Annotated in this window: 22 protein-coding genes and 1 tRNA gene; 5 read left to right on the plus strand and 18 right to left on the minus strand. The window is 63.9% G+C overall.

The window, feature by feature from the left end; translation table 11 throughout:
- Position 1: 1 nt before the first annotated feature.
- The 3 genes from IV098_RS11160 to IV098_RS11170 all read right to left on the minus strand — a co-directional run bounded on the left by IV098_RS11160 (position 2) and on the right by IV098_RS11170 (position 2,725).
- On the minus strand, positions 2 to 1,258 hold the full coding sequence (locus IV098_RS11160) for a VWA-like domain-containing protein (protein WP_296889111.1): 1,257 nt from the start codon (positions 1,256 to 1,258) through the stop codon (positions 2 to 4).
- 65 nt (positions 1,259 to 1,323) lie between these two features.
- Complete coding sequence (locus IV098_RS11165; RefSeq protein WP_296889113.1) at positions 1,324 to 1,665, minus strand: hypothetical protein; 342 nt, start codon at positions 1,663 to 1,665, stop codon at positions 1,324 to 1,326.
- A 16-nt stretch (positions 1,666 to 1,681) separates the two neighbouring features.
- Positions 1,682 to 2,725: a MoxR family ATPase gene (locus IV098_RS11170; RefSeq protein ID WP_296889115.1), complete on the minus strand. Its 1,044-nt coding sequence runs from the start codon at positions 2,723 to 2,725 to the stop codon at positions 1,682 to 1,684.
- 186 nt (positions 2,726 to 2,911) lie between these two features.
- Between IV098_RS11170 and IV098_RS11175 the strand changes: the two genes are divergently transcribed.
- Entirely contained in the window at positions 2,912 to 3,130 is a 219-nt protein-coding gene (locus IV098_RS11175) for an RNA-binding S4 domain-containing protein (RefSeq protein WP_296889117.1), read from the plus strand.
- Here IV098_RS11175 and IV098_RS11180 read toward each other — a convergent pair.
- From IV098_RS11180 to purU, 4 genes are all read right to left on the minus strand, one after another.
- On the minus strand, positions 3,127 to 3,486 hold the full coding sequence (locus tag IV098_RS11180; protein WP_296889119.1) for a DUF2069 domain-containing protein: 360 nt from the start codon (positions 3,484 to 3,486) through the stop codon (positions 3,127 to 3,129). The two genes, IV098_RS11175 and IV098_RS11180, sit on opposite strands and share 4 nt — an antisense overlap.
- A 4-nt stretch (positions 3,487 to 3,490) precedes the next feature.
- Positions 3,491 to 4,081: an NAD(P)H:quinone oxidoreductase gene (gene wrbA, locus IV098_RS11185; RefSeq protein ID WP_296889121.1), complete on the minus strand. Its 591-nt coding sequence runs from the start codon at positions 4,079 to 4,081 to the stop codon at positions 3,491 to 3,493.
- A gap of 235 nt (positions 4,082 to 4,316) precedes the next feature.
- Positions 4,317 to 5,885: a hypothetical protein gene (locus IV098_RS11190; protein ID WP_296889123.1), complete on the minus strand. Its 1,569-nt coding sequence runs from the start codon at positions 5,883 to 5,885 to the stop codon at positions 4,317 to 4,319.
- A gap of 6 nt (positions 5,886 to 5,891) precedes the next feature.
- The gene (purU, locus tag IV098_RS11195) at positions 5,892 to 6,752 is read right to left on the minus strand and encodes a formyltetrahydrofolate deformylase (protein WP_296889125.1); all 861 of its coding nucleotides are present in this window, start codon (positions 6,750 to 6,752) and stop codon (positions 5,892 to 5,894) included.
- Between the two features lie 175 nt (positions 6,753 to 6,927).
- Here purU and serS point away from each other — a divergent pair, with 175 nt between their 5' ends.
- The gene (gene serS / locus IV098_RS11200) at positions 6,928 to 8,211 is read left to right on the plus strand and encodes a serine--tRNA ligase (RefSeq protein WP_296889127.1); all 1,284 of its coding nucleotides are present in this window, start codon (positions 6,928 to 6,930) and stop codon (positions 8,209 to 8,211) included.
- 52 nt (positions 8,212 to 8,263) lie between these two features.
- On the opposite strand, the gene mltF is transcribed toward serS, so the two are convergent.
- On the minus strand, positions 8,264 to 9,676 hold the full coding sequence (mltF, locus tag IV098_RS11205; protein WP_296889128.1) for a membrane-bound lytic murein transglycosylase MltF: 1,413 nt from the start codon (positions 9,674 to 9,676) through the stop codon (positions 8,264 to 8,266).
- Positions 9,677 to 9,745: 69 nt separating this feature from the next.
- Here mltF and IV098_RS11210 point away from each other — a divergent pair.
- Both IV098_RS11210 and IV098_RS11215 read left to right on the plus strand, forming a co-directional pair.
- Positions 9,746 to 9,835, plus strand: a tRNA-Ser gene (locus tag IV098_RS11210).
- A gap of 233 nt (positions 9,836 to 10,068) precedes the next feature.
- Positions 10,069 to 10,407 (plus strand): alanine-zipper protein, encoded by a 339-nt coding sequence (locus IV098_RS11215; protein ID WP_296889129.1) that lies wholly within the window; start codon positions 10,069 to 10,071, stop codon positions 10,405 to 10,407.
- A gap of 36 nt (positions 10,408 to 10,443) precedes the next feature.
- Here the strand turns inward: IV098_RS11215 and IV098_RS11220 are convergent, their stop codons facing one another.
- Positions 10,444 to 11,079 carry a L,D-transpeptidase gene (locus IV098_RS11220; RefSeq protein ID WP_296889130.1) on the minus strand — a complete coding sequence of 212 codons (636 nt, stop codon included), beginning with the start codon at positions 11,077 to 11,079 and terminating at the stop codon, positions 10,444 to 10,446.
- A 48-nt stretch (positions 11,080 to 11,127) separates the two neighbouring features.
- On the opposite strand from IV098_RS11220, the gene IV098_RS11225 reads away from it, so the two are divergent.
- Entirely contained in the window at positions 11,128 to 12,099 is a 972-nt protein-coding gene (locus IV098_RS11225; protein ID WP_296889131.1) for a L,D-transpeptidase family protein, read from the plus strand.
- Here IV098_RS11225 and IV098_RS11230 read toward each other — a convergent pair.
- The 9 genes from IV098_RS11230 to IV098_RS11270 form a co-directional block, all read right to left on the minus strand.
- Positions 12,074 to 12,688 carry a V-type ATP synthase subunit D gene (locus IV098_RS11230; protein WP_296889133.1) on the minus strand — a complete coding sequence of 205 codons (615 nt, stop codon included), beginning with the start codon at positions 12,686 to 12,688 and terminating at the stop codon, positions 12,074 to 12,076. The genes IV098_RS11225 and IV098_RS11230 overlap by 26 nt on opposite strands.
- A 94-nt stretch (positions 12,689 to 12,782) precedes the next feature.
- A complete protein-coding gene (locus IV098_RS11235; RefSeq protein ID WP_296889134.1) occupies positions 12,783 to 14,165 on the minus strand; it encodes a V-type ATP synthase subunit B in 1,383 nt (460 codons plus the stop codon).
- Positions 14,162 to 14,650 carry an endonuclease domain-containing protein gene (locus tag IV098_RS11240; RefSeq protein ID WP_296889137.1) on the minus strand — a complete coding sequence of 163 codons (489 nt, stop codon included), beginning with the start codon at positions 14,648 to 14,650 and terminating at the stop codon, positions 14,162 to 14,164. Before IV098_RS11240 ends, IV098_RS11235 begins: the two co-directional genes overlap by 4 nt.
- A complete protein-coding gene (locus tag IV098_RS11245; RefSeq protein ID WP_296889139.1) occupies positions 14,647 to 16,479 on the minus strand; it encodes a V-type ATP synthase subunit A in 1,833 nt (610 codons plus the stop codon). Before IV098_RS11245 ends, IV098_RS11240 begins: the two co-directional genes overlap by 4 nt.
- 4 nt (positions 16,480 to 16,483) lie before the next feature.
- Positions 16,484 to 17,134: a V-type ATP synthase subunit E gene (locus IV098_RS11250; RefSeq protein WP_296889141.1), complete on the minus strand. Its 651-nt coding sequence runs from the start codon at positions 17,132 to 17,134 to the stop codon at positions 16,484 to 16,486.
- An 85-nt stretch (positions 17,135 to 17,219) separates the two neighbouring features.
- On the minus strand, positions 17,220 to 17,558 hold the full coding sequence (locus IV098_RS11255; RefSeq protein ID WP_296889143.1) for a V-type ATP synthase subunit F: 339 nt from the start codon (positions 17,556 to 17,558) through the stop codon (positions 17,220 to 17,222).
- Between the two features lie 4 nt (positions 17,559 to 17,562).
- A complete protein-coding gene (locus IV098_RS11260; RefSeq protein WP_296889145.1) occupies positions 17,563 to 18,000 on the minus strand; it encodes an ATP synthase subunit C in 438 nt (145 codons plus the stop codon).
- A 108-nt stretch (positions 18,001 to 18,108) separates the two neighbouring features.
- Entirely contained in the window at positions 18,109 to 19,992 is a 1,884-nt protein-coding gene (locus IV098_RS11265) for a V-type ATPase 116kDa subunit family protein (RefSeq protein WP_296889147.1), read from the minus strand.
- Positions 19,992 to 21,029, minus strand: a complete 1,038-nt coding sequence (locus tag IV098_RS11270; RefSeq protein WP_296889149.1) for a V-type ATPase subunit — start codon at positions 21,027 to 21,029, stop codon at positions 19,992 to 19,994. Before IV098_RS11270 ends, IV098_RS11265 begins: the two co-directional genes overlap by 1 nt.
- Positions 21,030 to 21,065: the final 36 nt, after the last annotated feature.

Raw genomic sequence — 21,065 nt, forward strand, 5'->3', positions numbered from 1 at the left:
TTCAATTGAGTTGTACCCGTTCGCCCCAGGGCACGCCGCCCTTGCCCTTCACCAGCCAGATCACCGGGTAGTTTGGCGGCGTTTTCGGAAAATCGCCTTCTGCATCGGTGAAATACACCAGGATGTTGGGGCTGCGGTTTTCGGCTTCGACCCACTCGAACACCGGGCGGAAATCGGTGCCGCCGCCGCCTTCGATATCGTTCGGCAGCTGCATGGCATCCCAGGGTTCGAATTCCCACGGTGCATTGTCGGCGACATGGTTGTCACAGGCCAGCAGCGTGACCCTGGCGCGTACCTGGCCTTTGAGCGCATCGAGTTCGCTGACGAATTCGCGCAGTTCGTCGTCGTTGATCGAGCCGCTGGTGTCGATCGCGGCAATCACTTCCAGTCCTTCGCTCGACAGCCGCGGCAGGATCGCTGCGCCTTCGCGGCGCGAAGGCCGCCGCCACGAATAATCGTCGCGCTGGTTGACCGCGAAAAAACGCGCCAGCAGTGCGCGCCACGGCAAGCTGGGCGCCAGCAGGCCGTCGACCCAGCGTTGCATCGACTGTGACAGCTTGCCCGCCTGGCGTGCCGACTGCGCAGCGGCGGCGAGCCGGTTTTTCCACTGCTCGGCCAGTTCCTCGCGCTCGCTTTGCGACAGCGGATCGGGCTTTTGCGAAACCTGGCTGCCGCTGCCCTCGCGTTCCTCGGCCTCGCTCTGGCCTTCCTTGCCCTGCCCGCCCGAACTGCCGGCGTCCGGATCGTCCTGGCGCTGATTCTCGTCGGGGCTGGCGCCAGTCTCGTTGTCGCTGTCGAACAGATGCTCGTCGAAGGATTCTTCCGGCGTGTCTTCGGGGATCAGCGGATAGATTTCCTCCGCCGACAGCGTCATGAAATTCTGGTCGGCGAGAATGCCGTGCAGCGGCGGCTTCATGCCGTCCTCGATCAGGATCAGGTTGACCGCGTGTTCGCACGCCACGTCCCAGCGCCGCTTGATGCGCCCGTTGCGGCGGTGGTCGTGACCCATCGCGCAGTGCATGGCCTCATGCGCCAGCACGAACTGCGTCTGCGCGAGGCTGAGGTTGTCGATGAAAACGGGATTGAAATAGAACGCCTTGGCATCGGTGCCGGTGGTTTTGCACCACTCGGGCGCGGGTTTCAGCGGCAGATGCATCACCAGCGAACCGAGAAAAGGCCGCTCCATGATGAGCCGCGTGCGGGCGGCCGCAAGCTTGGTGAGGATCGGCGCGAGTGCGGCGTCGTCAGCGTCAGACATCGTTTGAGTTAAGGGGCGCGCTTTAGCGCGTCCCGCTTGAAAAATGATGAGTTAGCAGGCATAGCTCACGTTGGCACAGTAAACCAAATGGCTGCGACGATAATTACCAAGAACACCAAGCCGACAACAAGGCCACGCCGCTCATCAGGCGCTATATCGACCTCAAAGTGAAAGATGGCGTTGATCGTGTCGCCGATTACATTGGCTAAGCGTTGGCGAAATAAAAAACCAATAGCCGCAAAGGCCCACCCGGCGTATGTGACCCAATGCCGTAGGACTGGATCGATACTTGGGCCATGGTAATTCAGGGAGTGTGCGAGGCCATAGAGCCACCAACAAGCAACACCAACGAGAGCCCCAAACAGGGCCCCAATGAGTGCGTAGGTGATTCGATCAACAATGGCCATGAGTGTGGCGACTCACTCAGTGTTCGTAGAGAACGAGGTCGGCAATGCTGTTCGCCCATTCGGCGAAGGCCGGCACGGCGAACAGCGGCCGGCCGACAGCGCGATGGAGGTCGGACACCAGCATCACGCCCAGTTCGCGCTGCGGGAACCGGTGCGCGTACTTCAGGATGTTGCCGTAGATGGTCGCCGCATTGCCGCTGTCGGCGGCCTGCACCGCCTTGCGCACCAGCGCGGCGGCGACGCCGTATTGCAGGTCGACACCCTGCGGCACCTCGGCGTCCTGGCCGTCGATGATCGCGTCGATGTCGGGCATCTGCGCCATGTTGTCGACGAAGGTTTTCAGCTCCAGTCCGGCCGATTGCCCCACGCAGGCGACGAGCGAATCGGCGAGCAAGGTGGTCTTGTCGAATTTTTGCAGCGCGCGGTGCGCGTATTCCCACGAACGCGGGCTGGGAAAGGCGATCGGCGTATGCGCCGGATCGAAGCTGAACAGCAGATCGGGGCGGAAGCGCAGGAAAGCGATCACGCGCGGATCGATGTCCTCGCTGTTCGCCCAGTCCACCCAGTCGTCGAGGTTCACTTCGACTTCGTAGTGGGTGAAGCGGTTGGCCAGCGGCGCCGGCATGGCGTAGGTCACGCCGCGATCGCCCTGACGGTTGCCCGCCGCGAAGATCACCCAACCGTCGGGTACCCGGTATTCGCCGAGGCGACGGTCGAGGATCAGCTGATACGCGGCGGCCGATACGGTCGGCGGCGCCGAGGTGATCTCGTCGAGAAACAGAATGCCGGCCGGGCCGTGGCGTTCGGCATCCGGCAGCACCGAGGGGATCGACCATTCGACCAGATCGCCGTTGCGAAACGGAATCCCGCGCAGGTCGGTCGGCTCCATCTGCGACAGCCGGATATCGATCAACGGCACGCTGTGCTGCTGGGCAATCTTGGCGACGATCTGCGACTTGCCAACGCCGGGCGGACCCCACAGCATCACGGGCGTATGGTGGCCGTCGGCCGCGCTTTCGAATTCGCGGTCGAGGATGATTTCAATATGTGAGGGGCGCATGGTATCGGTTCAAGACAGCGAGGGTCAGGACAGCAAAGGTGTGCCGAATGATAAACGCTCGCCGGTTTGGGTGGAACCCAAAACCCGCCGGCCGGTACGGGTAACACCCACTGGCATGTCGATCATCCAGCCCGCGCCCGACGGGGTTAAACTCGCTGCCCCACCCGCCCGACAGCAGAATCCAGCATGAACACCCAGGAATTCAAACTCAGCGGCGAATACATCGCGCTGTGCGATCTGCTCAAACTGATCGGCATCGCCGACAGCGGCGGCCAGGCCAAGCTCATGATCGCCAACGGCGAAGCGACGGTCGACGGCCAGCCCGAGAGCCGCAAAACCGCCAAAATCCGCGCCAACCAGACCGTGCGCTGCCTCGGACAGGAGATTCGGGTCGTCGCTGCTTAAACTTGATGCGGCGATGCTTGCCGCGACGGCGCGCTGAATTTGGCGTAGTAGATCGCGGCAAAGAAAAACACCACGGACAGCACGACCTCGGCCAAGCCCAGTTGCGCCGACAAGCCACTATCGCTCCAGGCACGCATCACGCCTTCGCTGAAATAGAACAGCAGCAGCATCGGCGCCCATTGGTAGGTGTAGCGGCGGCCTTTGAGGATGCCCATCAGCGGCACCAGCAAGGGCAGGGTTTTCAGCACCAACCAGGAGCCGCCCGGGCGCACCGGCGCCAGCCACAACTCCCATGCCAGGCAGAGAAAGATCAGCCCGATCAGGCTGACGCTTGAAATCATTTGCAAGGCTTTCATGCGTTCACGCTGCCAGCTTCATGGCGGTTTCGGCCAGCCGTTTGCCCAACGCGATGCACAGGCTGCGCTCGTCGTCGGTCAGCGGCTTGTCGTCGGCAGGCCCGGCCCAATGGCTGGCGCCGTAGGGCGTGCCGCCGCTGGCAGTGAGATTCACTTCGGGCAGCGTGTACGGCAAGCCGAGTATCAGCATGCCGTGATGCAGCAGCGGGGTCATCATGCTGGTAAGCGTGGTTTCCTGGCCGCCGTGCAGGCTGGCAGTGGAGGTAAACACGGCAGCCGGCTTGCCGACCAGCGCGCCCTTGGCCCACAGCGCGCCGGTGGTGTCGAGAAAATACTTCAGTGGCGCCGCCATGTTGCCGAAACGCGTCGGCGAGCCCAGTACCAGTCCCGCGCACTGCTCGAGATCGGCCAGTTCGACATAGGGCGCGCCATCCTCCGGCACCGGCGGCTCGGCCACCTGGGTGCGCGGGGCCACCGGCGGCACGCTGCGCAGCCGCGCCACTGCACCGGCCTGGTTGACGCCGCGCGCAACCAGCTGCGCCATTTCGCGCACGCTGCCGTGGGCGCTGTAATACAACACTAGAATTTCGATCATCCTAGAAACCGCAGTTGAACGCACTCGATGGTGCGTTAGATCGGGTGGCTGTCGCGAAGCAACGACGCTGCGGGCCGGGGCCCGCAAGGAGGCGCGACAAAGACAGGCGCACGAGCTGGCGCGCCAGCGGGTGCGTAGCGCTCTCACCTAGGCGGTGAACGTCATCGAAGGCAAAAAAGTCAGTATTCATGCTGGTCTCGCAAGACAAGGGCGCGGTCAACTGCGGTTTCTAGGATCATGTAGGAAGGTCGGCAAAAATCGTGAAGTCGATCAGGTCGAAGCTCGGCGTATGTTCGAAACGCTTGCCGAAAGTCAGCATGTAGCGATGGTGGGCGTGCACGACCTCGGCGTCCATCCCGACCTGATAGAGATGATGGGGCAGCAACAGGCGGTCATTTTGCCTGAGTGCGGCAAGTCCGGGAACGAATAAAGCGGGCTCCGCCAGTTTGCCGCCACGCAAGGGGCGCACCCACGCCGGCTCGACCTGCGGCGCAAGCCGCTCGACACCAAGCTCGACCTGCTGCGCGTCGCGCATCCGGCTCCAGCGAATCACGCCCAGCGACCAGTCTGCGGCATTGCCTACGCGCACCGCCAGCGCATCGCCCACTTTCAGGTTCAAAGGCACGTCCGGCGCACCGTTGAGGGCCAGCCCCACGGCGCTGTCGTTGCTGCTGATCCAGTGGGCCGTGCTGGCGCCAGCCGCTCCGGCGAACGAAGGTTCGATGATGTGGATATGGTGCGCATCCGATTCCAGCGATGCGGGCCGTCTCGCCTGCGCCGCTTTTTCCAGCAGACGGTGTATGGCGCTCACCCCCGCCACCGTCTGTGCCGCGCGGCCAGGCGTGGGGTAGCGCTTGTAAGTGCGCGCGGCCCCGCTGCTCCATTGCTTGAGCAAGCGGATGCAGGTGCTCAGGCTGAATTCGGCTTCCATTTCCGGCGCCAGCCCCACCCGGCGCAGCGACGCGCCGTCACGCAGTTCGAGGACGGTTTCGTGCAACTGGAAGCACAGCGTCTCGGTGTCGAGCCAGGCACTGCCGGAATGGCGGCCCGGTGCGTAATGGCTGGGGGCGGCGTCGCCCGCGGTCGGAACCGCAAAACCGCGATGCCGGTCGACGGGCGCGTCGCACAACTGCGCCAGCCCGGCGAATCGATCCAGCACGTGACGGGTGAAGGTAATCTCGGCGTGACGCATGCGTGGCGGATCGGCCAACGCCATCAACACAGCCTGCCGGTAAGCCAGACTGAGGGCAGGCGTATCGTTTGTCGCGCTGTCGGCCAGCCTGGCGGTCTGCGCATAGGCGTAAAGCGCATGCAGTTCCTGCCACAGCCCGGGCGTGGTCAGGGTACGGGTCAGCTGGCAGGCGGTCTGGATGTCGCGCAACGCAGCCATCAGCTGCGCCGAGATTTCGGCCAGCAGTCTGGCGTTGACACGGCCCGAGCGCGGCTGGATCTGCGCCAGCAGCAGGTGTTTGTAGCCGATGCTGTGTTCGATCTGCAATTCGCGCAGCAATACGCCAAGCTGCCGTTGCTGGGTACGCGGCGGCACGCCAAAGCCGGCGAGCAGCGTTTCCAGATTCCTGCACACGCGCACCACGACTGGGCGATACAGCTGCATCAGGGTGTAACGCACGGTCTCGCCCAGCGGGCTGCGATTGAGCGCGTACAAAGCGGTGACCAGCTGCTGGGCGCTTTCCATCGGACTGGCGAAAGGCAGGCACTCCAGCCATGCCGCCACCGCCTTCGGCCGGGTGTCGACCGTGCGCGAAATCGACAGATCGATGCGGGGAACGCCGAGCGTGAGCATGCGTCCTCAGTCGAACACGACCGTCTTGTTGGCGTACACCAGCACGCGGTTGTCCAGATGCCATTTCACCGCGCGCGACAGCACCACCTTTTCCAGATCGGCGCCCTTGTTGATGAGGTCGCCGAGGCTGTCGCGATGCGACATGCGCGCCACGTCCTGCTCGATGATGGGGCCGTCGTCGAGGGTTTCGGTGACGTAGTGCGCCGTGGCGCCGATCAGTTTGACGCCGCGCTCGAAGGCGCGGTGGTAGGGCTTGGCGCCGTGGAAAGCCGGCAGGAAAGAATGGTGGATGTTGATGATGCGGTTGGGGTAATGCCGGATGAACTCGGGTGACAGCACCTGCATGTAGCGCGCCAGCACGATGAAATCGATTTTCTGGTCGCGCAGGATCGCCAGCTGGATCTGCTCGGTTTCATGCTTGGCGTCCTTTTTCACTTCCAGATACTGATAGGGAATGTGGTACGCCTCGGCCAGCCAGCGCGTGTCTTCGTGGTTGGACACGATGATCGGCAGCTCGCAGTGCAGTTCGCCGCTCTGGTAGCGATACAGCAGATCGGCCAGGCAATGATCGAACTTGGACACGAACACGGCCAGCCGGGGCTTGCGGCTGGATTCGGCGAGGCGCCAGGTCATCCCGAAGCGTTCGGCGATGGGCTGGAATGCCGCAGAAAACGCGTCCAGCGCCAGCTGGAAGCCATGCAGATCCCATTCCACCCGCATCAGAAACAGCTTCAGCTCGGCATCCTGGTGCTGGTCGGCGTGCAGGATGTTGGCATCGTGGCGCAGCAGGAATTCCGCAATCGCGGCTACCAGGCCTTTCTGGTCGGGGCAGGAAATCAGCAGGACGGCGGTGTGGGGCTGGGACATGGCGGCAGGACATATATAGACAGGGTTTGCGCAATCATAACCATAATCCCATGGCATGCGCAGGGGCGCTTGGGCGGGTGAAATGCGTCACTGCCTGCGCAAAATTCGGCGCCCCCTAGCCGCAGGCGGCGGCTATCGTGGAAAATAGCGGTTTTGGCGCTTCCTCCCTACTCCCATGCTTGATATCCAGCTGCTGCGCAAAGACGCAGCCCTTGTCGCCGAGCGCCTCGCGGCGCGCGGCTTTGCCTTCGATGCCGCGCGTTTCGACGCGCTGGAAGCCGAGCGCAAAACCATCCAGACCCGCACCCAGGAAGCGCAAAGCCATCGCAACAGCATGTCGAAACAGATCGGCATGATGAAGGGCAAGGGCGAAGACACCACGGCGGTGATGGCCGAAGTGGCGGGACTGGGTGACGAACTCAAGCAGCTGGAAGAACGGCTGGCGGCGCTGCAAACCGAGATCAACGACTTCCTGATGGGCGTGCCTAACCTGCCGCACGAATCGGTCGCTCCCGGCAAGGACGAAACCGCCAACGTCGAAGTCAGCCGCTGGGGCACGCCGCGCAACTTCGACTTCGCCGTGCGCGACCACGTCGACATCGGCGAAAGCCTGGGCCAGCTCGATTTCGCCGCCGCAGTCAAAATCACCGGCAGCCGCTTTTCGGTGATGCGCGGCGGCCTGGCGCGGCTGCACCGGGCGCTGGCGCAGTTCATGCTCGACACCCATACCGCCGAGCACGGCTACACCGAGGTCTACGTGCCCTATCTGGTGAACGCCGACTCGATGCGCGGCACCGGGCAACTGCCGAAGTTCGAGGAAGACCTGTTCCACGTCCCTCGTACCGACGCCGAAAAGCTCTACCTCATCCCCACCGCCGAAGTCCCGGTGACCAACCTGCTGCGCGACGAAATCGTCGCTGCGGAAAGCCTGCCGCTGCGCTTCGTCGCGCACACGCCCTGCTTCCGCTCGGAGGCGGGTTCCTACGGCCGCGATACGCGCGGCATGATCCGCCAGCACCAGTTCGACAAGGTGGAGCTGGTGCAGATGGTACGCCCGGAAGATTCCTATGCCGCGCTCGAAGCGCTGACCGCGCACGCCGAAACGATTCTGCAAAAGCTCGGCCTGCCCTACCGGAAAATGGCCTTGTGCAGCGGCGACATGGGTTTTTCGGCGGCCAAGACCTACGACCTCGAAGTGTGGTTGCCGGCGCAGAACACCTATCGCGAAATTTCTTCCTGCTCCAACTTCGAGACTTTCCAGTCGCGGCGGATGCAGGCGCGCTTCCGCGTCGGCCAGGGCAAGCCGGAATTGCTGCATACGCTGAACGGATCGGGGCTGGCGGTGGGACGCACGCTGGTGGCAGTGCTGGAGAACTACCAGAACGCCGACGGCAGCGTGACCGTGCCGGAAGCCTTGCGGCCGTGGATGGGCGGCATCGAACAGCTCACGCCCGCTTGAACCCTGAACGGGATCACCCCGGCGGCGCGTCAGCGTCGCTGCATTGGTTGGATTAACCCGGCGACGCGTCCGCGTCGCTGCGCCGGCCCAGATTGAACAGGGGTTTGTACTCCGGCTCCAGCCGCAGCAGGATGTCGTAATAGCTGCGGATGTTCTCGGCAAAATGCAGCGCTTCGCCGCCGCGCGCATAGCCGTATTTCATCGCCGCGGCATAGGTGCCCCGGCTCAGGTAAGGCAGAGCTTCTTTCACGTCCGCCCAGCTGTCGGGACTGCCCTTGCGCGCCTGCGTGATGCGGCGCGCATCCTCCATGTGGCCCTGACCCTGGTTATACGCGGCCAGCGCGAGCCAGGTGCGGTCCGGCTCGGGAATCCGGGGCGGCAGGGCTTCTTTCATCATCACCAGATAACGCGCGCCCCCCAGAATGCTCTGCCGCGCATCCAGGCGGTCGCTCACTCCCATGCGATCGGCGGTTTCCCCGGTCAGCATCATCAGACCGCGCACCCCGGTCGGCGAGGTGGCGAACGCGTTCCACTGCGATTCCTGATAACCGATCGCGGCCAGCAGTCGCCAGTCGATTCCGGTCAGCGTTTGCGCTTCCTGGAAATGTCGCCGCAGCCCGGGCAGGCGCGTCGGGCGGCGCTCCAGAATGCCGAGAATGTCGCTGCTGTCGAGCCGTTTGAGATGGCCAAAATAGCGTTCGTAAATGCGCTTGATCGTGCCATCCGCGCGCGCCTTTTCGATAAAGCGCGCCAGCCCGTTGCGCAGCGCTTGCGAACTGGTTTTCGGCAGGGCCCAGACGATCTGCTGCTTGTCGGGCAGATCGAACGCCACCCCAAGTTCCGGGTAGACATGGCGCATCGGGTCGAAATCCATGCCGTTGATCACCACCGCGTCGTATTTGCCCGCTTGCAACTGCACCAGCAATTCCTCAGGCCAGACGTTTTCCAGCGCGGCCCAGCTCAGCTTGGGATGCTTGCGCTTCAGCCGCATCAACATCGGGCTGTGGCCGGATCCAATGATCAGCGCAACTTTTTTACCCGCCAATTGGGCCACGTTGCGCGGCGGCCTCTCGCCGGCGCGGGTCACGATATGCACCGGCGACTCGAACAGAATCGGCCCCGCGATCAGGTGGCGATCCCGGACCACCGCGCGCGGCAACGCCGCTGCCGCGAGATTGATGCGATGGGCGTCAAGCAGCTCGAACAAATCATTGGGATGCGGCTCTTCGGTCCACTCGATCGACCAGTCCTGTGACCGGGCAAACGCCACCAGCAGATCGTGCTCGAACCCGGCCGGCTCACCGTCGGGCGCCACAAAATACGTTGTCGGTGAATTGCGCACCCCTGCCTGCAACACGCCGGTTGTCTCCGGCGCAGGCGCGGGACGACCGCAGCCAGCCAGTGCGACAATCAGCACCAGTGCAGCCAGTCTCCCGAACAATCCCGTTATTTTTATCAGGGGCATGCACGCAGTCTGAACGAGAGTGATTTTTTCGTCCAGTAAAGCGCCCGGCTCGGGTACAATGCGCGTCCCGGAGAGGTGGCAGAGTGGTCGAATGTACCTGACTCGAAATCAGGCGTGAGCGCAAGTTCACCGTGGGTTCGAATCCCACCCTCTCCGCCAACATTCAATAATCAAGCGCCTTTCGGGGCGCTTTTTTATTGGCTCCATTCTTTAGCGCCAGCCAAAATTGCGGCCGCGTGCTGTCGTACCTTCACTTCCATGCCGAACTCGTCTAGTTTTATTAGACAGTGTTCGAATTGATCCCATGATCGATACTCAGGATCGCACGGTCCAGCCCTATGCCTCACAGAGGTCGTGCGTGATTTCCCAGCCAACTCAAATCGGAGTCCATCATGAAACAGGCACGCTCGTACCAATCCCTTTCCCTGCTGGCTGCTTCGGCACTTTTTGTTGCATTGCTGGGCGGATGCGCCTCAACCGATAGCGTGACCCGGGCGCAAGCCACGGCAGACAGCGCATTAAGCAAGGCCAATGAAGCCAGCGCCAGCGCCAGTGCAGCCAAGGCAGACGCCGCCCAGGCATCGCAGAAAGCGGATCAGGCAAAAACCTCTGCCGCCGCTGCCGAGTCGACGGCCGCCGAAGCCAAAGCGACGGCCGATGCGGCAAAAGCCGAAGTCGACAGGCTGGCCGAGAAAATCGACCGCATGTTCAAGAAGACGATGCAGAAGTAGCAGTCAGGCCTGCGTGATGCAGCAGGCCGGCCGGCTTCAGTTGACGACGACCCGGGTGCCGATGCGCACCCAGCGCGCAAGCTGCCGGATTTGCGGATTGGTCAATGCCACGCAACCGTCGGTCCAGTTGACGGCTCGATGGATATCGGGGTCGCCGTTGCCGAGGCCATGAATGCCCAGGCGGCCGCCAAGCGGGGTGTTCTGGGGCGGAACGCGATGCTGCTGCAGGGCCTCGATGATGGCATCGCGCTGCGCTTGACTGATGCTGCCTTCGGCATGGGCGCGGCGGGCGATGGCCTCCGAAGGATAATCGAAACCGTAGAAGGTGCCGTAACGGCTGTGGCGATCGACCCAGGCTACGTGGAAAACACCGAGCGGCGTGGTTTCGTCGCCGCGGCGATGGATTTCGGCAGCGCCGCCGCTGCCGATGGAAATATTGCTGAAACGGGCCAGGACTTGATTGCCGGCGGAAAAAACCGTCAGGGTCAGCGTCCGGGTATCCACCTGAATCCAGGGCTGCGGCGCCTGAGCCCAGCTGGCTGCGGGCGCCCACAAGCTGGCTGCGACAATCAGGGCGACGAGCCCATGTTTGAGGGCTTGCGTGATTTGACGATGAAAATGCCATGCCTTCCAGGCGCAGCAAACGCGGTGCGAATACTTTTCAGTCTGCATATTCTGCTGCTTGCATGTTGGATTTCCCCCGCCCGGAGCGCGACCTTTGTGCTGCCCACCGATGGCAGCAATATCGTCGGACAGCTGCAGGTCGTGACCGCCGACGCCCGCAATACCCTGCTGGACATTGGCCGACATTATGAGCTCGGCTACGAGGAAATCACCCTCGCCAACCCCAGCGTTTCGGTCTGGCTGCCAGGTGAAGGCACCCCGATCGTCGTGCCCGGCCAATTCATCCTGCCGCCCCCGCCCTGGACCGGCATCATCGTCAACATCCCGCAGCGACGGCTGTTCTATTTTCCCCGCCGCACGGGCAAGCAGCCGGCGACCGTGGTGACGTTCCCGATCGGAATTGCACGCCCGGGCTGGCCGACGCCGCTGGGCACCACCCGCATCACCGGCAAGCACAAGGACCCTGCCTGGTTCGTGCCCAAAAGCATCCAGGCGGAACAACACAGCCAGGGCGAGCTGGATTTTCCGGAATATTTTCCGCCCGGTCCCAACAATCCCATGGGCATGCTGGCCCTGGAAACCGGCTTCGCAAAGATTTTCATCCACGGCACCAACCGCCCATGGGGCGTGGGCATGCGCGTCAGTCACGGCTGCCTGCATCTGTATCCCGAGCATGCCGCCGATTTCTTTGCGCAGATTGCGGTCGGCACGCCGGTGCGCTTCATCAACCAGGCGGTGCTGGCCGGCGCACGTGACGGGCAGCTGTATCTCAGCGTGTTCGAACCCGTCGATGGTTATCCCGAAAGCCAGGTCAGCCTGCTCGCACAGGCGATGGATGCGCTGGCCATTCACGATGCGCCGGTCGACTGGAAGCGCGTGGAACAGGCGATCGATGCCAAGCGTGTTGTGCCCATGCCTGTCAGTGTGGGTGCCCCCAGCCTCGACGAAAGCCTGGCGCGAATCCAGCCGGCGCAATACGACTTCGAGCCCTACGGCATCGAGGCCAACGACGCCATGCCGCCCGACATGCCGCGCAGACCGGTTACTGACGCGCCCGCAGCACCTTGATCTGGAACAGCGTATTGCGCTCGTCTTCTTCCAGCGCAGCGCGGATGTGCTGCACCGTCGCCTGGTAGCGCGGGATGATGTTGTACTTCAGCGCGTTGACGCGTTTCTGCGTCTTGCGGCTGGCGGCCAGCAAACGCCACAACGCATTTTCCGCCTCGCCCAGCCGTGCCAGCGTGACGGTCAAATCGCGCAGGCACAGACGCGCTTCGTCGAAACTGACGTCGGTCCACATCAGTCCCACGGGCTGCAAAGGCAGCGGTTCGGCCGTCACGCTGGGGTATTCGACGCCGACGCTGGAACGCGCCACCACTTTGATCGTCACCGCCTGTTTCAGCCCTACCGATGCCTGATGCAGCATCTGTTCGCCCATGCGCATCTGCACGATGCCAAGCCAGTGATAGGCCTCGGTGAGTTCACGCTGGGTCTGCGCGCGCAGCTCGCGGTATTGCGCCAGCCGCTCGTACACCAGGCGGGTCAGCAAGTCGCGTTTTTTCTCCAGCATCTGCCGGCCCTGATCCAGGAAGCGTGCCTGGCGGCCCACCTGCAGCAACGCGCTTTTGGTCGGCGGAACGGAGAGGCGTTTTTTCATTGTTGGTGAAGGGTAAGCGGTGAGCGGTGAGCGGAAAGGGCGGCACCGAGATTGGGGCTTCCGCTCCCCCCTACCCGCTCACTGCTCACCCGTTTCACGCTGCCCCCTTGTGATACTTCGCCAGCTCGACTTCCGAAACACGGATCAACGTGTCCGGCGGCAGCATCGACAACAGATCCCAGGCGAGATTAAGCGTTTCATGGATGCTGCGGTCCTCGTCCTCGCCCTGGCCGATGAAACGGCGCTCGAAGGCGTCGGCAAATTCCAGGGTACGGCGGTCGGCGTCACTCAATTCCTCGGCGCCGATGATGGCAGCCAGCCCCCTTACTTCCAGCGCTTTGGCATAACTGGAAAACAGCTGGCTGGCGACGTGCGGGTGATCCTCGCGGGTGAAGTTCTTGCCGATGCCGTCCTTCATCAATCGTGACAGGGACGGCAACACGGTCACCGGCGGGTACACGCCCTGGTTGGCGAGCTCGCGCCCGAGCACGATCTGTCCTTCGGTGATGTAGCCGGTGAGGTCGGGGATCGGGTGGGTAATGTCGTCGGACGGCATCGACAGCACCGGGATCATGGTGATCGAGCCGCGCCGGTTCTTGATGCGCCCGGCCCGCTCGTAAAGCTCGGCGAGATCGGAATACAGATAACCCGGATAGCCCTTGCGCGCCGGCACGTCGCCGCGCAGCACCGCCACTTCGCGCAACGCTTCGGCGTAGGCGGTCATGTCGGTCATCACCACCAGCACGTGGTAGTCGAGGTCGAAGGCCAGGTATTCGGCGGCGGTGAGCGCGGCGCGCGGGGTCAGCAGGCGTTCGATCACCGGCTCGTCGGCCAGGTTGAGGAACATCACCACCTTGTTCAGCACCCCGCTTTCCTCGAAACTTTCCTGGAAAAAGCGCGCGTCGGCGTGCGAGGCGCCAAAGGCGGCGAACACCACCACAAATTCGGCGGCCTCCTCGCCCAGCAGCCTAGCCTGGCGCACGATCTGCGCCGCCACCCGGTTGTGCGGCAGCCCGCCGCCGGAAAAGATCGGCAGCTTCTGTCCGCGCGTCAGCGAATTCATGCCGTCGATGGCGGAAATGCCGGTCTGGATAAATTCGCGCGGATAAGCGCGCGCCGCCGGATTGAGCGGCTCGCCATTGATGTCGCGGCGGTCGGCGGAAATGATCGGCGGCCGGCCGTCGCGCGGCAGACCTGAACCGTTGAATACGCGGCCCATGATGTCGCGCGACAGCGGCAGCTTGAACGGCTCGTCGAGGAAGCGCACCCAGGTATTTTCCAGATCGAGTGCGTCGGTCCCCTCGAACACTTCCACCAGCACTGCATCGTCGGCCGCGCGGATCACCAGGCCGGAACGAATGCGTCCCGCATGATCGCGCAATTGCACGCGTGAACCGGCCGCCACACCGGGCACGCCGCCCATGACGACGAGGCCCCCCTGGGCGGAGGTGGCGGTACGGAATTCGATATTTTTCATGGCGTGGCCCCACCCTCTCCCCCGGCCCCTCCCCCCTCAAGGGGGAGGGGAGAAATTGGCTCATTGCCAGTGTTTTTCTCCTCGCCATGGATGGCAGTACTAGCCCCTCTCCCTTGAGGGGAGAGGGGTTGGGGAGAGGGTGAGGCCTCGGCGAAAACGCCCGCCATTCGGCCAATATCCTCCAGCACCTCCTCCAGATTGCCCATCACCTCGTTGTTCCAGTAACGCAACACCACATACCCCTCCGATTTCAGCCAAGCATCGCGAGCCGCGTCATATTCAATTCGTTCCTGATGCTGCCCGCCATCCAGTTCCACGATCAGCTTCTTGTCTGCACATAGAAAATCCACGATATAGACCCCGATGGGTTGTTGGCGACGGAATTTCAATCCGGACAGGCGATGCGCGCGTAAGTGCAACCAAAGAAGGCTCTCGCTATCGGTCTGCGTGGTGCGAAGTTGGCGGGCGAAGTCGAGTGATCTCATGTTTGCGATCCAGGCGCTTGCGCGCTCACCCTCTCCCCCTGCCCCTCTCCCCTCAAGGGAGAGGGGTGGTGCGCGTATTCCTGCAGCAGTGGCTCGAATGCGTCAGGGATGGCGGCAATCTTAGCCTTCAATGCAGCGAGCTCATCCGAGCTGTGCTGGCTTTTCCAGCGCCGCGCCTGGGACAACAGCGGCATCTGGATCAGTCTTCTCGCGGGCGCGCCGAGCTTCACCAGTTTCAGACCGTGGCGATAGATTTCCAGCAGTGCTGCCAGCAGCGCATATTGTTTTTCCGGCGAAGCGAAGCTGTCCACTTCATCGGTGGCCGCCTGCTGTAGCAAGCCTTCCTTGATCAGACCCGCCGCTTCCAGCGTCCAGCGCTGTTCGCTCGATAGCGCTTCGACACCCACCAGATTGACGATGCGCTGTAACTCTTCGGACGCGGCGAGCAAATCCAGCGCTTCGGCGCGATCGCGTTCCCAATTCGGATCAACGTGTTGCGCCCACCACTTGGCAGCCGAACCCACGTAACCGGAAAAGCTTTCCAGCCAGTCCACCGCCGGGTAATGACGCGCATCGGCGAGCTCCTTCGACAGCGCCCAGAAGGTCTGGATGATTTCCTTGGTGTGGCTGGTCACCGGTTCGGAGAAGTCGCCACCAGGCGGCGACACTGCACCGATCAGCGTCACCGAACCGTGGTCGCCGGCGCAGGTTTCCACCCGCCCGGCGCGCTCGTAGAACGCCGCGAGCCGCGAGCCGAGGTAAGCCGGATAACCTTCCTCCACCGGCATCTGCCCCAGCCGTCCGGCGACTTCGCGCAGCGCTTCGGCCCAGCGGCTGGTCGAATCGGCCACCATCACCACGTCGTAGCCCTGGTCGCGGAAATATTCGGCAATCGTGATGCCGACGTAGATCGACGCTTCGCGCGCGACCACCGGCATGTTGGAGGTGTTGGCCACCAGCAGCGTGCGTTCCATCAGCGGGCGTCCAGTGTGCGGGTCGGTCAGCAAGGGCATCGATTCGAGCACGTCGGTCAGTTCGTTGCCGCGCTCGCCACAGCCGACGTAGATGACGATTTCGGCATTGCACCAGCGCGCGATCTGTTGCTGCAGCATGGTCTTGCCGGCGCCGAAGGGGCCGGGGATCGCCGCCTTGCCGCCCTTGAGCAGCGGGTAGAAAGTATCGAGGATGCGCTGACCGGTGATCAGCGGCACCACCGCATGGTCGCGCTGCCTGAACGGACGCGGGGTGCGCACCGGCCAACGATGGAACAGGTAGAGTTTTTCTATGCGGCCGTCGGCGAGCTTGACCCGGCCGATCGCTTCTTCCAGGCTGTAATCGCCTTCCGGCGCCAGTTCCAGCAGTTCGCCCCGGATCAGCGGCGGGGTCAGGATGCGGTGCCGGATCGATTCGGTTTCCTGCACGCTGCCCAGCACGTCGCCGCCGATCAGCGCGCTGCCGGCCTGGCGAGCCGGCTCCGGTACGAAATGCCAGCGGGTGTCGCGCGGCAGCGCAGGAACCGCCACGCCGCGCGCGATGCGGTCGCCGCTTTGTTCCCACACTGCCTGCAGCGGCCGCTGCACCCCGTCGAAAATGGCGCCGAGTAGCCCCGGGCCAAGCTCCACCGACAGCGGCCACCCCAGGCCCTCCGCCACTTCGCCGGGACGCAGGCCGGCGGTGTCCTCGTACAGCTGCGCCAGCGCCGTGTCGCCGTCACGGCCGATCACTTCGCCGACCAGCCCCATGCGCCCCACCCGCACCTGCTCGCCGATCACCGTCTGCGGCAGTTCGAGTTTGACCAGAGGGCCGTTGATTTCGAGAATTTTGCCCATGTTCCTATCCGTGAATGAGCGTGCCGAGATCAGGTGCGCTGGCGAACAGGCGCTCCATCGTCACCCGTGCCAACTCGTCGGCGAGACGTGCCTGCCGCGCCTCGAAAGTCTGATCGAGCTGCGCACGGTTATCCGCCAGCCGCACGCGGATGCCGCCTTCGCTCGGCTGGCTGTGGCTGGTCAGCTTGAGCACGCGTCCGGGTGCGGCGCGCGCGCTGATGTCGTCCCACAGCGGCAACAAGCGTTTTTCATCTTCCGGCCGCACTTCCGCCAGCAACTCGCCCGCTGGCAGTGCCTGGGCCGCCGCTGCCAACCAGGCTTCGAGTACCGCGAGATAGCGCGCCTCGTCCTGCACCAGTTGATGGAAACGGCTCTTGACTGCGGACAGCGTGGCTTCGGTGAGCGCCCAGCGCAGCCGGTCAAGCTCGGCGGCCAGCCGCGTTTCAGCCGCCTGGGTTTGCCGTCGAACCAGACGCTCGGCCTCGACCCGGGCGACAAGAATCTCGCGTTCTTCCGCAAGCTTCAGCTTGTCTGCCGACTCGGCAAGGATGCGTGCACGCGCGGATTCCGCGTTCTGCAAGGCTTCGCGCGCCAGCGTCCCGGCCTGCTGGATCAGTGCCTGTTCGAGTTGGGAAACCTGCGCATCCGCTTCCATTTATTGCTCCAAAAAAACATTTGAGAGGCAAGAGTCAAGAATCAAGCAACTTCTCATCTCACTTCTCGCATCCTGAATCTTGCATCTACTTCAAGGCATCCGGCCCCAGCACCGCGCGCACCACCGCGTCCACCGCCGGTGCGTAATCCTGCGGCGCCGGCAAAGGGGGCAGTTCGGTGATGACGATACGGCCGCCTTCATTGCGCAGCCGGTTCAGCCAGTAACCATCGGCATGTGCCAGATGGGTTTCCAGCAGCACCAGTGCCGCGTCGCCGCTTTGCGCCAGTTGTTCGAGCACGATTTCCACGGTGGCTGCATCGGCGTCGACATGCACTTCGGCGCCGATCAGGTTGAACCCCCCCGCGAGGCCCGCGCTGCCCAGCACCACCAGACGCGCACTGCCAGTTTCATGCGCCCCGTGCATCGACTCAGAGTTTGCCGAGCAACAGGATGGACATGACCAGCCCGTAAATCGCGATCCCTTCGGCCAGCCCCATATACACCAGGGTGCGGCCGAACATCTCGGGTTTTTCGGCAATGACTGCGAGCGAGGCCGAGCCGATCGGACCCAGCGCGAGGGCAGCGGCGATCGCGGCCAGCCCTGTCGGCAGGCCGATGCCCAACAACGCCAGCCCCTTGCCCAGCGTAATCTCCACGCCAGCGCCGGCCGCAGGTTCGGCCGCCATCACCTCCTGCACCCCCAGCAGCATCACCCCGGCAAGCCCCAGTCCGAACAGGACAAGATTGGCCAGCACGCCGCCCTTCAGCCACGCTGTCGGCATGCACCGCGGCCTGAACGTCAGCCAGAGGCCCGCGCCCAGCGTCGCCGCCACCGGCAGGCTCATCAATGCAATCATCCAGTTCATGTTTTCTCCTTTTTTGGTAAACGGTGAGCGGTAAGCGGTGAGGCGGAATGCCTCTCCGCCCACGGCTCACTGCTCACAATTTTCCCCTCACCCCTCACCGCTTCCCGCTCACCCCTCACCCAGCCGCAAGGGCACGAACGCCCGGCCATCGCCGTTGAAAAAGCGCGAGAAGCCTTCGTAATACATCAGCCTCAGCGCCTGGATGGCGACGATGCCGCCTTCGAGCACGATGATCACGCTATTGCCCAGCACGATCGCGACGGCATGACCGGCCGTCTCCAGTCCATTGGCGATGGTAAACACCGCCAGTGCCAGCGCCACGTGGTTGAGACTGAACGCTGCCACGCGCATGAATGACAGGGTGTTGGAAAACTGGCTGATCGCCATTTCCAGCGTCTCGATCAGCGTCACCATGATGCGTTCGCCCGTCCCGCCCGGCGCCTCGTGCCATTTGTAGCCCGCCACGACAGCGATACCCGCGCCCGCCAGCAGCCAGAACGGCAGCGCGACATCGAGCACGCCGACCAGACTGGCCAGTCCACCGATGGCGCCCAGAAAAAACACCAGCCCGGCGAGTCCGTTCGAATCGAGCACGGCTGCAGCGGTCCGGCCTGCCGCCCATCGGTTGCCTGTGTTGACCAGCAGGGTGAATGCGATAAAGCCGACGCCGAAGGCCACCGCTATCCCCAGCACCCGGACCGGGTCGTGCATCGGCGACTGCCAGAGCGGCCGGATCACCTCCTCGTAACCAAAGACGCTGCCGTACAAAAGCCCGAACAGCATCGACACTGCGCCAGCCGCAACACCGACCCAGGCGATACGCCCGAAGCGCCGGCCCAGAAAGGCAGCCAGCAACAGGATCACCGCGCCATGCCCGACATCGCCAAACATGGCGCCAAACAGCAACAGGTAGGCAAAAGCAAATGGCAAAGCCGGGTCGAATTCGCCGTAGCGCGGCACCCCATAGCTTTTCACCAGCGGGATAAAAGGCTGAAGCCAGCCGGGGTAGCGCATCAGCGACGGCACGTCGGCGCGTTCTCCCGCGACGGGTTCGCGCAGATCGAGCCAGTACCGCCCATGAAAACGGGTGTCCAGCAGGGCGCGCAGCACATGCACGTGCCGCCGGGGAACCCAGCCCGACAGGGCGGTCAATCCGCCCTTGCCGCGCACGCTGGCCAAAGCGGCCTCGGCCAGCGGCCGCGCCAGCGCAAGCCGCAGCCGTGCTTCGTGCAGACGCGGGCCGAAACGCTCGCGCAAACCGGCCATGAGCTGACAGGTGGTGCCCGATTCAGCATCCATCCGGACGCGCTCGGCTTCGAGCCAGGCGCGGGCTGCCTGCGGGCGCGTGCGCAGTTCGTCCGGCACCGGCAGTTGGCGCCAGCCTGCCTGGGCCAGCAGGCCGCGCACCTCCGCCTGGCGGGATCGCGGGCCGGCAATGACCGCAAACACCTGCTCGCCAAGCTGATCGAAACGCGTGACCAGATGTCCGGTCATCGCCAGTGCCTCGGTCACGCGCTTGAGCTCCGTCACCGGCAGGCTGCCGATGTTGAGTGCCAGCAGGCTGTCGGCGCGCAGCAGGTGGGCAAGATCGACATTCAGGTGCTCCAGTTTGGCGAGCGTGTCTTCCAGCACGTCGAGATGACTGCGTGCCTCCGCGACCTGAATTTCGCTTTCGTGACAGGCAAGACAGGCCGTCCACACCTCTTTCAGCCAGCCGTTCAATTCCTGCAGGTCGGCCAGCGCCGGCGCTTCGGCATCAGCAGGCAACTGCAGCGGGCCGCTATTGCCGCATTGTTCCAGCAGTTTGGACAGGCGGGCCTCGGCCTCCAGCCAGGCTTCGCGGTAGGTGGCGGCGGGCGATTCCGCCAGCGCGTCGAGACTGCAGGGCGCGGGATTGAACACACCGAAGCGCGCCAGTTCCAGCGCGGCATCCTGCGTTTCGGAGGCCAGCAGCAGCACATGCATCCTGAGCATGGGTTCGGTACGCAGCATCAGGCCGCCTCGGGTACGCGCTGCAAGGCCTGGCGAATGTCGCCTGCTGCAAGGCCCAGATGGCGGCCGCGCAGCACCGCGCGCAGCGCACGCAGATCGCGTTCGCGCAGGATCAGGTAGGCGAACGCGCGCGCAATCGCGGGGGCGCGCGAACGCAGCACCTTCTGTGCCTCGCTGGCGGCCAGACGCTCCATGCGGGCGAACACCCCGGGAATATCGACCGCGCCGGACAAGGGCGTCCGCCAGACCCGGGGCAAGGCAGCCAGCACAGCCTGCAAGCTGTCGAGCGCGGCCAGCTCCTGCAAGCGCGCGCTGGGCAGGCTGTAACGAGAACCGATCAGCAGGTAATACACCTGTGCCGGTGGCAATTTGTAATTGAAACGATAGCGCAGCAGCCACACCAGGTTGATGCGGTCGATGAGCCGGGCCATCAGGGTGTGGAACGGCGCACCCACCGTGTCTTCCAGGGGTTTCGCGCGCAGGGCCAGGCCTTCGTAATAAGCGTGATCCAGCGCCGCATCCAGGCTGAACGGATCATGGCTCTGCTCGAAGGCACGCCGGGCATGGCGCACGATGTCGGCATAGGGACCGGCCTCCAGCCGTCTCAATAGCTCGCCCACGTCCTCGGCATGCGCCAGATTCTGGATATCGAGCCGGCCGAAGCTGCCCATCGGCGTCAGCCGGGCCAGCACGGCGGCGGGCCGCTCGCCGGTCATCTTGCTGCGCAGCAGGGTCTTGACGTTGGAAATCTCGAAACGCGCCGTCCAGAAAGTCAGAAAACTGCGCGCATCGCCGGACAGCGGCCGGATCAGCACCCGCGTCTCGTCGAGCACCTCGGCAATGATGCGCTGCTCCAGCGAGCGGGCATTCTGCCGGTCGGCCGGGTTGACGAAGCCTGCCGCCAGCTGCGGCAGGCCGCGCTGCATCAGCGCGCCGGCAATTTCCGCATCCGGTGCGGCGACCAGTGCATCGAGCGCCACGTCCTGCCACAGGCGGCTGGCATACAGGCTGACACGGGTATCGAGGTAGGCGGACATGAAGAGGGGAAATCGCGTTCGGATCGGGGCATTGGC

Origin of the sequence: Thiobacillus sp., assembly GCF_018780105.1 — a bacterium.
In the GTDB taxonomy this organism is placed as follows: domain Bacteria; phylum Pseudomonadota; class Gammaproteobacteria; order Burkholderiales; family Thiobacillaceae; genus Thiobacillus.

Excerpts from the sequence above, each read along its gene's own strand:
- IV098_RS11215 (WP_296889129.1), top strand. The coding sequence starts at position 10,069 with ATGAAACAGGCACGCTCGTACCAATCCCTTTCCCTGCTGGCTGCTTCG.
- IV098_RS11180 (WP_296889119.1), bottom strand. The coding sequence starts at position 3,486 with ATGAAAGCCTTGCAAATGATTTCAAGCGTCAGCCTGATCGGGCTGATC.
- IV098_RS11170 (WP_296889115.1), bottom strand. The coding sequence starts at position 2,725 with ATGCGCCCCTCACATATTGAAATCATCCTCGACCGCGAATTCGAAAGC.
- IV098_RS11235 (WP_296889134.1), bottom strand. The coding sequence starts at position 14,165 with ATGAAAAATATCGAATTCCGTACCGCCACCTCCGCCCAGGGGGGCCTC.
- IV098_RS11250 (WP_296889141.1), bottom strand. The coding sequence starts at position 17,134 with ATGGAAGCGGATGCGCAGGTTTCCCAACTCGAACAGGCACTGATCCAG.
- IV098_RS11230 (WP_296889133.1), bottom strand. The coding sequence starts at position 12,688 with ATGAAAAAACGCCTCTCCGTTCCGCCGACCAAAAGCGCGTTGCTGCAG.
- IV098_RS11165 (WP_296889113.1), bottom strand. The coding sequence starts at position 1,665 with ATGGCCATTGTTGATCGAATCACCTACGCACTCATTGGGGCCCTGTTT.
- IV098_RS11190 (WP_296889123.1), bottom strand. The coding sequence starts at position 5,885 with ATGCTCACGCTCGGCGTTCCCCGCATCGATCTGTCGATTTCGCGCACG.
- serS (WP_296889127.1), top strand. The coding sequence starts at position 6,928 with ATGCTTGATATCCAGCTGCTGCGCAAAGACGCAGCCCTTGTCGCCGAG.
- IV098_RS11240 (WP_296889137.1), bottom strand. The coding sequence starts at position 14,650 with ATGAGATCACTCGACTTCGCCCGCCAACTTCGCACCACGCAGACCGAT.
- IV098_RS11160 (WP_296889111.1), bottom strand. The coding sequence starts at position 1,258 with ATGTCTGACGCTGACGACGCCGCACTCGCGCCGATCCTCACCAAGCTT.
- IV098_RS11260 (WP_296889145.1), bottom strand. The coding sequence starts at position 18,000 with ATGAACTGGATGATTGCATTGATGAGCCTGCCGGTGGCGGCGACGCTG.
- IV098_RS11270 (WP_296889149.1), bottom strand. The coding sequence starts at position 21,029 with ATGTCCGCCTACCTCGATACCCGTGTCAGCCTGTATGCCAGCCGCCTG.
- IV098_RS11265 (WP_296889147.1), bottom strand. The coding sequence starts at position 19,992 with ATGCTGCGTACCGAACCCATGCTCAGGATGCATGTGCTGCTGCTGGCC.
- IV098_RS11220 (WP_296889130.1), bottom strand. The coding sequence starts at position 11,079 with ATGCAGACTGAAAAGTATTCGCACCGCGTTTGCTGCGCCTGGAAGGCA.
- purU (WP_296889125.1), bottom strand. The coding sequence starts at position 6,752 with ATGTCCCAGCCCCACACCGCCGTCCTGCTGATTTCCTGCCCCGACCAG.
- IV098_RS11255 (WP_296889143.1), bottom strand. The coding sequence starts at position 17,558 with ATGCACGGGGCGCATGAAACTGGCAGTGCGCGTCTGGTGGTGCTGGGC.
- wrbA (WP_296889121.1), bottom strand. The coding sequence starts at position 4,081 with ATGATCGAAATTCTAGTGTTGTATTACAGCGCCCACGGCAGCGTGCGC.
- IV098_RS11245 (WP_296889139.1), bottom strand. The coding sequence starts at position 16,479 with ATGGGCAAAATTCTCGAAATCAACGGCCCTCTGGTCAAACTCGAACTG.
- IV098_RS11175 (WP_296889117.1), top strand. The coding sequence starts at position 2,912 with ATGAACACCCAGGAATTCAAACTCAGCGGCGAATACATCGCGCTGTGC.
- mltF (WP_296889128.1), bottom strand. The coding sequence starts at position 9,676 with ATGCCCCTGATAAAAATAACGGGATTGTTCGGGAGACTGGCTGCACTG.